Source organism: Actinocorallia libanotica, from assembly GCF_039525175.1.
Classification (GTDB): domain Bacteria; phylum Actinomycetota; class Actinomycetes; order Streptosporangiales; family Streptosporangiaceae; genus Actinocorallia; species Actinocorallia libanotica.
Map to the genome: position 1 here is coordinate 231520 of NZ_BAAAHH010000002.1, position 12202 is coordinate 243721.

A 12202-nucleotide genomic window follows, 5' to 3' on the forward strand; every position below is an offset into this window, starting at 1 on the left:
AAAGGCGTGTCAGATCGCGACATCGAAGTACTCAACAAGGCCCCGCTCTTCGAGGCGCTCGACGACCAGGCGACCAAGGCGCTGCGCGCGCATGTCAGCGAGGTGCGGCTGGCCCGCGGCCAGAGCCTGTTCCATGAGGGCGACACCGGCGACCGGCTGTACGTCGTGCTCGAAGGCAAGATCAAGCTGACCCGCATGGCCCCGGACGGCCGGGAGAACCTGCTCAGCGTCCTGGGCCCGGGTGAGATGTTCGGAGAGCTGTCCCTCTTCGACCCCAGGCCCCGGACGGCCGGCGCGATCGCCGTGACCGAGTGCCGCCTGGCCGGTCTGGGCCACGACGAGCTGCGCCCGTTCCTCACCGCGCACCCCGAGGTCGGCGTCGCCCTCCTCCAGGCGCTGTCGGAGCGGCTGCGCAAGACCAACGAGGTGATGGCCGACCTGGTCTTCACCGACGTCCCCGGCCGCGTCGCCAAGGCGCTGCTGGACCTGGCCGAGCGCTTCGGCCAGCCCGGGGACAACGGCCTCCACGTCCACCACGACCTCACCCAGGAGGAACTCGCCCAGCTCGTCGGCGCCTCCCGCGAGACGGTCAACAAGGCGCTGGCCGACTTCGCCGCCCGCGGCTGGCTGCGCATCGAGGCCCGCGCCGTGGTCATCCTCGACATCGAGCGCCTGCGCAAGCGCTCCAAGTAACCCCCGGGCTCCAGACCCCCGACGGCCGCCCGGCCAGCGACGCCCCCTGCCGCTGGCCCGGCCCGTCGCGCCCCTCGTCCTCCCCTGAGACGTCCCCCGCCCCATGCCCCCGTGACCGCTTCCCGGCCCGCTCAGGAACGGGAGCGGAGGTACTCGATCTGCGCCTGGACCGACCATTCGGCGGCGGGCCAGAGCGCCTTGTCGACATCGGCGTAGACGATCTCGACGACCTCGCGAGGGGTCTCGGCGCCGGCGTCCAGGGCGTCCTGGACCTGCTGGAGGCGGGCCCGGCGGTGGGCGAGGTAGGTGTCCAGCGCCTTGACCGGGTCCTCCAGGAGGGGTCCGTGGCCGGGCAGGATGCGGGCCACGCCGTTCTCCTCCGAATGGGCGCGCAGCTTGTCCAGGGAGTCCAGGTAGTCGCCCAGGTCGCTGACGATCGTGGTGCCGTAGCCCAGGACGGTGTCGCCGGTGAGGACGGCCTGGTCGCCGGGGAGCCAGAAGGACAGCGAGTCGTCGGTGTGGCCGGGGGTGGCCCAGACCCGGATCTCCAGGCCGCCGACCTCGATGACGTCGCCCTCGCGCAGGCCCTCGCCGCCGTAGCGGTACAGCGGGTCCAAGGCGCGGACGGGCGCCTTGGCCAGCCGTCCGAACTTCCGGGCCCCCGCGGCGTGGTCGTGGTGGCCGTGCGTGAGCAGGACCTGGCCGACCTCCATTCCGCGCTCCCGGACGGTCCGCAGCACCTTGCGCAGGTGCAGGGTGTCCCGGGGACCGGGGTCGACGACGACGGCACGGCGCGCGCCGGGCTCGGCGAGGATCCAGGTGTTGGTCCCCTCCAGGGTCATCGGGGAGGGGTTGGGGGCGAGCACGGCCGAGGCCCGCTCCGTCCCCCCGATGCGCACCGGGGGGAGTTTGCGGGCCGCCAGCCGCCCGGGCAGCCCGCCGTACGACCCCATCGTCATCAGGGCCGTGGCGGGATCGGCCAGGAACCGCCTCGCCATCTTGAGTTCATGCAGCGAAATACCCATCAGGCCCCATACCGGTGCTCGGCTTCCTCTGGGAGCACAAGATACGGAATCCCGTCGACGATCTTGGCGGTGGGCTGGTGCGCGGTGAACTTCCGCTGGTGGGCGAGCACTTCGGCGACCGAGCCGAACGTCGCGAGATCGTTGAGCATCGCCGTCGTCGGCGGGAGCATCGCCATCTCCCCCGCCTTCACCTGGTCCAGCGCGTCCTGGGGCCGGATCCACACCACGGTGTCGGCCTCGGTGCTGACGTCCAGCGCCCGCTGCCCCTCGGGCAGGGCCGCGACGAAGAACCGGGTGTCGTAGCGCTTGAGCTCGACGGTCGGCGTGATCCAGTGCCCCCACGGGCGCAGGAGGTCGGCCCGCAGGACGAGGCCGCGGGCCTCCAGGAAGCCCGCCAGCGAATGGCTGCGGTCCAGCAGCCCCAGCCGGTCGGCCTCGAACGGCGCGGTGTCCTTGACGATCTCGTCCGGGGAGGGGCCCGCCAGCAGGACGTGCGCCTCCTCGAACGTCTCCCGGACCGCCGCGCACACCAGCTCCCGCGCCAGCCCGGCGTCGGCCCCGAAGACCTCGCCCCAGGCCTCCCAGTCGGCGCCGGGCTGGTCGTACTCGGAGTCCCTGGGGTCCACCCCGCCGCCGGGGAAGACGTACACCCCCGGCGCGAACGCCATGGAGGAGACCCGGCGGATCATGAAGACCTCGAGCCGCCCGCCCCGGTCCCGCAGCAGCATCACGGTGGAGGCGTGCTTGAGGGCCGGGGGCTGCCTGCGGCCGGCTTCGAAGTCCTGGATCCGTTCCAGGAACTCGTCGGGAAGTCTGAGTCCGTTCATCCGGACAATGTGTGTGCAATGCACCTGATAAGTCAAGGAAACCCGTGATCACCGGACCTCGGCGAGCAGCTCCACCTCGACCGGCGAGTCCAGCGGCAGGACCGCGACGCCCACGGCGCTGCGCGCGTGCGTCCCGGCCTCGCCGAACGCCCTGCCCAGCAGCTCGCTGGCCCCGTTGACCACCGCGGGCTGGGCGGTGAAGTCCGGGGCGCTGGCCACGAACCCCACGACCTTGACGATCCGCACCACGTCGTCGAGGTCCACCTGGGTGGCCAGCGCCGCGATCGCGTTCAGCGCGCAGAGCCCGGCCAGCTCGACCGCCTGCTCCAGGCTCACCTCCGCGCCGACCTTGCCGACCGCGGGCAGCTCGCCGTTCACGAACGGAAGCTGCCCCGAGGTGTGGACGTACCGCCCGCTCCGGACGGCCGGAACGTAGGCCGCCACCGGCTTGGCCACCTCGGGCAGCTCCAGGCCGAGCTCCCGCAGCCGCGCCGCGACCGCGCTCATGCCAGCGGCCGCTTGAAGTAGGCGACGAGCGAGTCGCCGCCCTGCGGTCCGGGGACCACCTGGACCAGCTCCCAGCCGTCCTGGCCCCAGTTGTCGAGAATCTGCTTGGTCGCGTGAATCAGCAGCGGTGCTGTCGCGTACTCCCACTTGGTCATGGACCAAGCGTAGAAGATCCGGGGCCTACAGTTCCCGAGGCCTGTGGACGACGGCCGGGTCGGCCTCGGCGACGGGGGCCCCGGCGGCCTCCTCCACCTCGGGCACGGTCGGCAGGTTCCCGATCGCCTCCTCCAGCGCCGGGGGCTCCTCGATCTCCTCCCCCGCAGCCGCGGCCGCGGCCTCGGGCTCCGCCGAGCCGCCCGCGGCCTTGTCGAAGAAGCGCAGCAGCTCCACCGGCAGCGGCATGATCAGCGTGCTGTTCTTCTCCGCCGCCACGTCGGTGACGGTCTGCAGCAGCCGCAGCTGGAGCGAGGCGGGGTCCTTCGACAGCTCGTGGGCGGCAGCGGCCAGCCGCTTGGACGACTGGTACTCGCCGTCGGCGGTGATGATGCGGGCGCGGCGCTCCCGCTCGGCCTCGGCCTGGCGGGCCATCGAGCGCTTCATGCCCTCCGGCAGCGACACGTCCTTGATCTCGACGCGCTCGATCCGCACGCCCCACGGGCCCTCGGTCATCTCGTCGATGATCGCCCGCAGCTCGGTGTTGATCTTGTCGCGCTCGGCGAGCAGGTCCTGCATCTCCGCCTTGCCGATCACCGACCGCAGCGAGGTCTGCGCGACCTGGGAGACGGCGTACACGTAGTTCTGGACGTTCACGATCGCCTTGCCGGGGTCGATGACCCGGAAGTAGACGACCGCGTCCACCCGCACGGACACGTTGTCGGAGGTGATGCCGTCCTGGCCCGGCACCCCCATCGCCACGGTCTGCATGTTGACCTTCTGCATCCGGTCGACGATGGGGATGATCAGCGTGAGGCCGGGAGAGCGCACGAGCGCGGGCCCCTGCGGCCCCTGCCGCTGGATCTGGCCGAACCGGAAGACCAGGCCGCGCTCCCACTCCTGGACCACCCGGACTCCCGTCGCGGCCGCGACCAGCAGCAGGAAGAGGAGGATTGCCAGCAGGATGACGAGTGCTTCCATGACGTCCCTCTCGTCGGCGACTATGCCTCATATCAGACAGTGATAGGCGGTGTCCCGGTTCCACACTAGGCCGCGAAAACCGCGTCGGGAATCACTTACCTCCACCCGAGAGCTCTTTGCAGGGCGAACGATAGTCTCGAAGTGTGAGCGCGAAAGATACCGATTGGGACGGCGTACGGCTCCACGTTGTCACGGGCAAGGGCGGTACCGGGAAGACCACGGTGGCCGCGGCCCTGGCACTCGCACTCGCCGCGGGCGGCAAGAAGGTGCTGCTCGTGGAGGTCGAGGGGAGGCAGGGCATCGCCCAGCTCTTCGACGTGCCCCCGCTGCCCTACGAGGAACGCAAGGTCGCCGTGGCCCCCGACGGCGGCGAGGTCTTCGCCCTGGCCATCGACACCGAAGAGGCGCTCATCGAGTACCTCGAGATGTTCTACAACCTCCGGCGCGCCGGGAAGGCGCTGACGAAGCTCGGCGTCATCGACTTCGTCACCACCATCGCCCCCGGCCTGCGCGACGTGATCCTCACCGGGAAGGTGAGCGAGTCGGTGCGCCGCCGTGAGAAGAACGGGCGGTTCAAGTACGACGCCGTCGTCATGGACGCCCCGCCCACCGGACGCATCAGCCAGTTCCTCAACGTCAGCGACGAGGTGTCGAACCTGGCCAAGGTCGGCCCCGTGCGCAACCACGGCGACCTCGTGATGAGCGTCATCCGCTCCCCCCAGACCGCCGTGCACTTCGTGACGCTGCTGGAGGAGATGCCCGTCCAGGAGACGCTGGACGGCATCCGCGACCTGCAGGAGACCGGGATCGGCGTCGGCGCCGTCATCGTCAACATGGAGCGTCCGGCGGTCCTGTCGGCCGAGGGGCTGGCCGCGGCCGGCCGCGGCGAGCTCGACCAGGACGAGGTCGTCCGCGGCCTCAAGGCGTCCGGGCTGGAGCAGCACGCCGGGGAGTACGCCCAGGCGCTCGCCGCGGAGGCCGCCGAGCACGCCCTGCGCACCGCCCTGGAGCAGCGGGAGAAGGCCCGCATCGGCCACGAGCCCCGCTACGACCTGCCGTTCCTGCCCGACGGCATGGACCTCGCCGGACTGTACGACCTCGCCCAAGCCCTGCGCGACCAAGGAGCGGCGTGAAGAACCTCGACATCGACGCGCTGATCGACGACCGGCGCACCCGGATCATCGTGTGCTGCGGCGCCGGCGGCGTCGGCAAGACCACCACCGCCGCGTCCCTGGGCCTGCGCGCCGCCGACCGGGGCCGCGACGTCGTCGTCCTGACCGTCGACCCGGCACGGCGGCTCGCCCAGTCGATGGGGCTGAGCGAGCTGGACAACAGCCCGCGCAGGATCGAGGGCGTCCAAGGCGACGGCGAGCTGCACGCCATGATGCTCGACATGAAGCGCACCTTCGACGAGATCATCGAGGCGCACTCCGACCCGGACCGGGCCAAGCAGATCCTGGCCAACCCCTTCTACCAGTCCCTGTCGTCGTCCTTCTCCGGGACGCAGGAGTACATGGCGATGGAGAAGCTGGGCCAGCTGCACCGCTCGAACGCCTGGGACCTCATCATCGTGGACACCCCGCCGTCGCGGAACGCCCTGGACTTCCTGGACGCCCCCGAGCGCATGGGCCGCTTCCTCGACGGGCGCTTCATCAAGCTGCTGCTCGCCCCCGCCAAGGCGGGCGGAAGGCTGGGCATGAAGGTCTTCTCCGCCGGCTTCAGCATGGTCACCAACGCCATCACCAAGGTGCTGGGCGGCCAGCTCCTGAAGGACGTCTCGACGTTCGTGACCGCCTTCGACACCGTCTTCGGCGGGTTCCGCGAGCGCGCGGAGAAGACGTACGAGCTGCTGAAGTCGCCCGGTACGGCGTTCCTGGTGGTCGCCGCGCCGGAGCCGGACGCGCTGCGCGAGGCCTCCTACTTCGTCGACCGCCTCAAGTCCGAGCGGATGCCGCTGGCCGGCCTGGTCGTCAACCGGATGGCCCAGTCGAACGCGAGCGGCCTGTCGTCCGCCCGGAGCATGGCCGCCGCCGAGACGCTGGACGAGCGCGGCGACCACCCGCTCACCGCCTCGCTGCTGCGCCTGCACGCCGAGCGGATGCAGCTCGCCGCCCGCCAGGAGCGGCTGCGCGACCACTTCGCCTCGGCCAACCCGACCGTTCCGGTGACCACGGTCCCGGCTCAGGCCGAGGACGTGCACGACATCGACGGTCTGCGTCTGGTGGGCGATTCGCTGGCCGCATCCGGCCAGCCGAAGGCATGACATTTAAGACACGACACCCCCGGGTACGGATTCCGTACCCGGGGGTGGTCATGTTCATCGGTCAGCTGGCGACCAGCTCGTCCTCGTCGGACGAGCGCTCGTACTCTTCCTTGGCCGTCTCCAGTAGCTCTCGCCACGAGGTGACGCCTGGCTTGCGGCGCAGCAGTGCCCGCCGCTCGCGCTCGGTCATGCCGCCCCAGACACCGAACTCGATCTTGTTGTCCAGTGCGTCGGCCAGGCACTCCGTCCGGACCGGGCAACCCCTGCAGATGAGCTTGGCGCGATTCTGAGCCGCGCCCTGAACGAACAGCGCGTCCGGGTCCGCGTTACGGCAGGCGGCACGGGCGGTCCAATCAGTGATCCACATCTTGGCCCCACTCCCCTAGGGTCTTGTGTAGTTGTGTGCGCTCCTTGGCCAGACGGGCGCGGACGTCAGGCCGCCAAACAAAAGCCGTGGGGAGAAACTTACGGAAGCCGGGGGAGTTTAAACAGTCCCCAGAGGGCCCATTCTCGATATAGCCCACAGAGGCCATGGCGGACATGGTGACTAGTCACTGCTACAGTGCACAGTTTGCCGCGTAGCGTGAGCCTACGCTGGGTACCTAGATCAACATGCTCGAATCGGGGGATCGGCGGGAAACCAGACTGCGCAGGGCCGGTCGGCTGGCGACCATGAGCGCCTTCGCGGGATGCCTGCTGGCGATGCTGGCGCTGCCCGGCCTGGCGGCCGTGGGAATGGGCGCCAAGAAGATGGCCTCGGACTTCGAGAACATGGACGTCCAGCAGATCACCCGCGCCCCCTCGGTCCGGTCCACCGTGTACTCCGCGGACGGGCACGAGGTGGCCACGTTCTTCAGCGAGTACCGCGAGCCCGTACGGCTCGACCAGGTGGCGCCCATCATGCGGAAGACGATCCTCGCGGTCGAGGACGCCCGCTTCTACGAGCACGGGGCCCTGGACGTGAAGGGCACCCTCCGCGCGTTCATGCGCAACACCTCCTCCGGCGAGGTGCGTGAAGGCGGCTCGTCCCTGACGCAGCAGTACGCCAAGAACCTGCTCCTGGCCAACGCGCGCACGGACGAGGAACGCCGGCACGTCACCGCGCCGACCGTCTTCCGCAAGATCCGCGAGCTGCGGCACGCGCTCCACCTCGAACAGACGATGTCCAAGGACCGCATCTTCGAGGGCTACCTGAACATCGCCTACTTCGGCGCGGGCGCGTACGGCGTGCAGGCGGCGGCTCAGAGGTACTTCGGCAAACCCGCGTCGCAACTGTCGCTGGCCGAGTCCGCGCTGCTGGCCGGCATCACCAAGAACCCGTACGCGTACGACCCTCTCCTCCATCCGCAGGCGGCGAGGGAGCGGCGCGACACCGTGCTGTCCCGGATGACCGAGCTGAAACTCATCACGGAGGCGCAGAAGCAGGAGCTCTCCGCGGCTCCCCTGAAGCTCAAACCTCAGCCCATACGCGGCGGCTGCAGCACCAGCAAGGCGCCCTTCTACTGCATGTACGTCCACAGCGAGCTCATCAAGCTGCTGTCCAAGGGCGACCCCAAGAGGGCGAAGGAAGCCGGCGAGATGCTCCAGAGGGGCGGCTACCAGGTCCGGACGACCCTTGACTGGGACAGCCAGAAGGGTGTCCAGCAGGCGGTCAACGCGCACACCTCACCTGACTCGGCCAAAGTGGCGGCCCAGGCCATCGTCGAGGTCGGTACGGGACATCTGAAGACGCTGGCCACCTCCAAGCGGTTCGGCTTCAAGCCGCCCAACACGACACTGAACCTCGCGGCGGACATGGCGCACGGCGGCGGAGTCGGCGTGTCCGCGGGCTCCACCTTCAAGATCTTCACCCTCATGGCGGCGCTGGAGAAGGGGATGCCGGTCAAGACGAGCTTCCACGCGCCCGGCTCGACGCAGGTCAGCGGCTACCGCGACTGCCAGGGCAAGCTCCTGCCGCCGTGGGAGGTGAAGAACTCCCACGAGAGCGAGTCCGGCAAGTTCGACCTGCGTACGGGCACGGCCAAGTCGGTGAACACCTTCTACGCCAAACTCCAGCACGAGATAGGCATCTGCAGCGCGGTGAAGATGGCGCACCGCTTCGGCATGAAGCGCGCCGACGGCAAGCCGCTGCAGGAAGTGCCGTCGCAGGTGCTGGGCAGCAACGAAATCGACATGGTGCACCTGGCCGCGGCGTACGCGGGCATCGCCAACCACGGCGCCTACTGCCCGCCCGTAGCGCTCCTGGAGGTGACGGACCCGAACGGAAAGCAGCTCGCGCTGCCCAAGAACGAGTGCAAGCAGGTCGTCTCGCGGCAGACCGCGGACACCACGTACGACATCATGCGTTCCGTCTTCGAGGAGAAAGGCACCGCCGCCCAGGTCAGCAAGCCGTCCGGAAGTGTCGCCGGGAAGACGGGCACGTGTGAGAACTTCTCGTGCGCGGTGTTCGCCGGCATCTCCCGCAACCTCTCCTCCGCCGTCGCCTACTGGGACTACCGAGGCGGCTTCAAGTACCCCGTCTACGGCGTCTACGGCGCTGGAACGCCCGCGAGCATCTGGTCCTCCGCCCTCAGCGCGGCGCACCAGACGTACCGGCCGCTCGTAGCGGTGCCCCGACTGAACGGCACGACGCTGGGCACGGCGATGACGGCGCTCCAGCAGACCGGACTCAACGGCGCGGTGTCCGCGAAACCCGTCGCGTCCAAACTGCCGAAAGGCAGCGTCGCGTACGTCGCGCCCAGCACGCAGAGTGAGCAGGGTGGAACGGTGACGATCTTCCTCAGCAATGGCCCTTCGGGGTGAGGAGCCCTTATCGGACGGCTATGCCGTTCGGTACGGGTACCTTAGGCTCCGTGCTGTCTTCCTCCATCTCTCGGAAAGCGTCCGTCCCGACACTGCTGAGGCTGATCGCGGCCAGCGTGATAGCCGGTGTCCTGGTCGCCTTGGTGGCCCTTCCGGGTGTGGGAAGCGTGAGTCTCACCGCGCGTGACACCGCCGACGGGTTCATGGACATGGATGTCGTCGACATCACACGCGACCCCGCCCAGCGCACCGTCGTGTACGGCTCCGACGGCAAGGTGATAGCGGCGTTCTTCGACGAATACCGCGAGAACACCACCCTCGACAAGGTGACGCCCATCATGCACAAGGCGATCATCGCGATCGAGGACGCGCGGTTCTACCAGCACGGTCCGCTCGACCTCAAGGGGACCATCCGCGCGCTGTCGAAGAACGCCTCCTCCGGCGGCACCGTCGAGGGCGGTTCGACGCTGACCCAGCAGCTCGCCAAGAACATGCTGGCCAACAACGCGACGACCGAAGAGGGCTTCAAGGAGGCGACGGCCCCCACCATCTCCCGCAAGCTCCGCGAACTCCGGCTGGCCGTCCACCTGGAGCAGACGCTCTCCAAGAACGAGATCCTGCGGGACTACCTGAACATCGCCTACTTCGGCGCGGGCGCGTACGGCATCGAGGCCGCGGCCAAGCGGTACTTCAGCAAGAGCGCCGCGGACCTCACCCTGGCGGAGGCCGCGACGCTCGCGGGCCTCACCAAGAACCCCTACGCGTTCGACCCCACCCAGTCCCCGGACGCGGCGCTCGCCCGGCGCAACACCGTCCTGGACCGGATGCTCGAACTGCGCGTCATCTCCGCCGAAGAGGCGCAGGCCGCCAAGGCCACCAAGCTGGGGCTGAAGGAGTACAAGCCGAAGGGCGGCTGCGAGAGCAGCCGGTTCCCGTACTTCTGCGCGTACGTCTACTACGAGATGATCGGCTTCTTCATGGGCGAGGAGGAGCCCAAGTCCGAAGAGGAGCGCCAGTCCCGCTTCGAGGCGGCGCGCAAGCAGCTCCTGCGCGGCGGCTACCAGATCTACACGACGCTCGACCCGCAGGTGCAGAAGGCCACCGACGCCGCCGTCAAGTACGCGACGACGCCCAAGAGCACGCGCGTGAACGTCAACGCCGCCGTACAGCCCGGCACCGGCAAGATCCTGGCCATCTCCACCAGCAAGAAGTACGGCAACGCCCGCGGTGAGACGACCATCAACCTCCCGGCGGACGCCGCGCACGGCGGAAGCATCTACGGCGTGGACGCAGGCTCGACCTTCAAGACGTTCACCCTCCTCGAAGCGCTCCGCCAGGGCCTTCCCATCTCGACCTCCTACACCTCCCCGGCGACCACGACGATCCACGGGTACGAGGCCTGCCCCTACCCGCCGTCGGAGAACGGCATGGCGGGCGGCGGCAGCTGGACGCTGAGCAACGCCAGCGACTCCGAGGCCGGCACGTTCAACATGAAGAACGCCACCTGGCTGTCGGTCAACACCTACTACGCCCAGCTGGAGAAGACGGTCGGCGTCTGCAACGCCGTCAAGATGGCCGAGAAGTTCGGGATGAAGCGCACCAACGGAACGCCGCTGGAGCCCACCCCGTCCCAGGTGCTCGGCGTCAACCCGATCGACGTCGTCCACCTCTCGGCGGCGTACGCGGGCATCGCGGCGCGCGGCAAGTACTGCGAGCCGAACGTCGTCACCAGCGTCGTCGACGCCAAGGGCGCCAAGGTCGAGATCCCCGCCGCCAAGTGCGAGCAGGTCGTCGACCCCCAGGTCGCCGACGCCGCCACCATGATCCTCCAGGGCGTGCTGTCGGGCCACGGCACCGGCGCGGGCCTGGGCATCGGCCGCCCCGCCGCCGCCAAGACCGGCACCTGCGAGAACTACGCCTGCGCGGTGTTCGCCGGCTACACCCCCGACCTCGCCGTCGCCACCGCCTACTGGGACTACCGCAGCGGTGTGCAGTACCCCGTGTCCGGCGTCTACGGCGCGACGATCCCCGGCCCGGTGTGGCAGCGGACGATGACCGCGGCGCTGGCGGGCAGGCCCGTCCAGCAGTTCCAGCAGCCGACGCGGGACTTCGGCGACGTCAAGAACAAGAAGGTGCCGAACGTGGTCGGCAGGCACGTGGACGAGGGGGCGAGCCTCCTCGGCCAGGCCGGATTCAAGGTGCGGGTCAAGCACGTCCGCTCGGACGCGCCGCCCCCCACCATCGTCCGGATGTCGCCGACCGGCTCCGCGCCCGAGGGGTCCACCATCACGCTCTTCATGAGCGACGGCCCCGGCAGGCGTCCCCGCCGCTAGCCCTCCGGCGGTCCGCCTCCGCGGCTCCACGGCCCTCGGGCCCGGTACGAGAAAGGCCCCTCCCGACGCGGGAGGGGCCTTCTTTCACGTTCTGCCGGGTCAGGCCAGCTGCCTCTTGACCTCGGCGGCGACCCTGCCGCCCTCGGCGCGTCCGGCGACCTTCGGGTTGACGACCTTCATGACGGCGCCCATGCCCCGCGGCCCCTCCGCGCCGGACTCGGCGATCGCGGCGCGGACGAGCTCGGCCAGCTCCTCGTCCGTCAGCTGCTTGGGCAGGTACTCCTCCAGGACGGCGTGCTCCTCGCGCTCGGCCTGCGCCTGCGCGGGCCGGCCGCCGTTCTCGAACGCCTCGGCGGCCTCGCGGCGCTTCTTGGCCTCCCGCGTCAGCACCTTGACGACGTCGTCGTCACCGAGCTCCCGAACGGACTTCCCGGACTTCTCCTCGTTCGTCACGGCAGCCAGCGCCATCCGCAGCGTCCGCTTGCGCACCTCGTCATGAGCCTTCAGGGCCGCGGTGAGGTCGGCTTCCAGCTTCTCCTTCAACATGCCCCCATCATGCCCGGCATGGGCGGACAGATCACTTCGTTTAGCCCGGGCAGGTCCGGCGGTCTGGCAGCA

Annotated in this window: 12 protein-coding genes; 5 read left to right on the forward strand and 7 right to left on the reverse strand. The window is 69.5% G+C overall.

Features of this window, described 5'->3' with window-relative positions:
- Window positions 1–6: 6 nt before the first annotated feature.
- Window positions 7–693, forward strand: coding sequence for a Crp/Fnr family transcriptional regulator (locus ABD140_RS04120; protein ID WP_106396904.1), 687 nt, complete (start codon window positions 7–9; stop codon window positions 691–693).
- Between the two features lie 131 nt (window positions 694–824).
- On the opposite strand, the gene ABD140_RS04125 is transcribed toward ABD140_RS04120, so the two are convergent.
- The 5 genes from ABD140_RS04125 to ABD140_RS04145 form a co-directional block, all read right to left on the reverse strand.
- Complete coding sequence (locus ABD140_RS04125) at window positions 825–1592, reverse strand: MBL fold metallo-hydrolase (RefSeq protein ID WP_344237277.1); 768 nt, start codon at window positions 1590–1592, stop codon at window positions 825–827.
- A 125-nt stretch (window positions 1593–1717) separates the two neighbouring features.
- Window positions 1718–2545 (reverse strand): NUDIX hydrolase, encoded by an 828-nt coding sequence (locus tag ABD140_RS04130; protein ID WP_344236842.1) that lies wholly within the window; start codon window positions 2543–2545, stop codon window positions 1718–1720.
- Window positions 2546–2593: 48 nt separating this feature from the next.
- Window positions 2594–3052, reverse strand: coding sequence for a RidA family protein (locus ABD140_RS04135; protein WP_344236844.1), 459 nt, complete (start codon window positions 3050–3052; stop codon window positions 2594–2596).
- On the reverse strand, window positions 3049–3207 hold the full coding sequence (gene sp36, locus ABD140_RS04140) for a Sp36 family protein (RefSeq protein ID WP_157963554.1): 159 nt from the start codon (window positions 3205–3207) through the stop codon (window positions 3049–3051). Before sp36 ends, ABD140_RS04135 begins: the two co-directional genes overlap by 4 nt.
- A gap of 25 nt (window positions 3208–3232) precedes the next feature.
- Window positions 3233–4186, reverse strand: a complete 954-nt coding sequence (locus ABD140_RS04145) for a slipin family protein (protein ID WP_344236848.1) — start codon at window positions 4184–4186, stop codon at window positions 3233–3235.
- A 143-nt stretch (window positions 4187–4329) separates the two neighbouring features.
- Here ABD140_RS04145 and bagA point away from each other — a divergent pair, with 143 nt between their 5' ends.
- Together bagA and bagB are read left to right on the forward strand one after the other, a co-directional pair.
- Window positions 4330–5319, forward strand: coding sequence for an ATPase BagA (bagA, locus tag ABD140_RS04150; protein ID WP_344236850.1), 990 nt, complete (start codon window positions 4330–4332; stop codon window positions 5317–5319).
- A complete protein-coding gene (gene bagB, locus ABD140_RS04155; protein WP_344236852.1) occupies window positions 5316–6449 on the forward strand; it encodes an ATPase BagB in 1134 nt (377 codons plus the stop codon). Before bagA ends, bagB begins: the two co-directional genes overlap by 4 nt.
- Before the next feature lie 61 nt (window positions 6450–6510).
- Here the strand turns inward: bagB and ABD140_RS04160 are convergent, their stop codons facing one another.
- Window positions 6511–6816, reverse strand: a complete 306-nt coding sequence (locus ABD140_RS04160; RefSeq protein ID WP_106396898.1) for a WhiB family transcriptional regulator — start codon at window positions 6814–6816, stop codon at window positions 6511–6513.
- A gap of 305 nt (window positions 6817–7121) precedes the next feature.
- Here ABD140_RS04160 and ABD140_RS04165 point away from each other — a divergent pair, with 305 nt between their 5' ends.
- Together ABD140_RS04165 and ABD140_RS04170 are read left to right on the forward strand one after the other, a co-directional pair.
- Window positions 7122–9251, forward strand: a complete 2130-nt coding sequence (locus ABD140_RS04165; RefSeq protein ID WP_344236855.1) for a transglycosylase domain-containing protein — start codon at window positions 7122–7124, stop codon at window positions 9249–9251.
- Between the two features lie 167 nt (window positions 9252–9418).
- Window positions 9419–11584 carry a transglycosylase domain-containing protein gene (locus ABD140_RS04170; RefSeq protein WP_344236857.1) on the forward strand — a complete coding sequence of 722 codons (2166 nt, stop codon included), beginning with the start codon at window positions 9419–9421 and terminating at the stop codon, window positions 11582–11584.
- A gap of 99 nt (window positions 11585–11683) precedes the next feature.
- Here ABD140_RS04170 and ABD140_RS04175 read toward each other — a convergent pair whose 3' ends face one another.
- Window positions 11684–12130, reverse strand: coding sequence for a GatB/YqeY domain-containing protein (locus tag ABD140_RS04175; RefSeq protein ID WP_344236859.1), 447 nt, complete (start codon window positions 12128–12130; stop codon window positions 11684–11686).
- Between the last annotated feature and the right edge of the window lie 72 nt (window positions 12131–12202).

Excerpts from the sequence above, each read along its gene's own strand:
- ABD140_RS04175 (WP_344236859.1), bottom strand. The coding sequence starts at position 12,130 with ATGTTGAAGGAGAAGCTGGAAGCCGACCTCACCGCGGCCCTGAAGGCT.
- sp36 (WP_157963554.1), bottom strand. The coding sequence starts at position 3,207 with ATGACCAAGTGGGAGTACGCGACAGCACCGCTGCTGATTCACGCGACC.
- ABD140_RS04130 (WP_344236842.1), bottom strand. The coding sequence starts at position 2,545 with ATGAACGGACTCAGACTTCCCGACGAGTTCCTGGAACGGATCCAGGAC.
- ABD140_RS04160 (WP_106396898.1), bottom strand. The coding sequence starts at position 6,816 with ATGTGGATCACTGATTGGACCGCCCGTGCCGCCTGCCGTAACGCGGAC.
- ABD140_RS04165 (WP_344236855.1), top strand. The coding sequence starts at position 7,122 with ATGAGCGCCTTCGCGGGATGCCTGCTGGCGATGCTGGCGCTGCCCGGC.
- ABD140_RS04135 (WP_344236844.1), bottom strand. The coding sequence starts at position 3,052 with ATGAGCGCGGTCGCGGCGCGGCTGCGGGAGCTCGGCCTGGAGCTGCCC.
- ABD140_RS04145 (WP_344236848.1), bottom strand. The coding sequence starts at position 4,186 with ATGGAAGCACTCGTCATCCTGCTGGCAATCCTCCTCTTCCTGCTGCTG.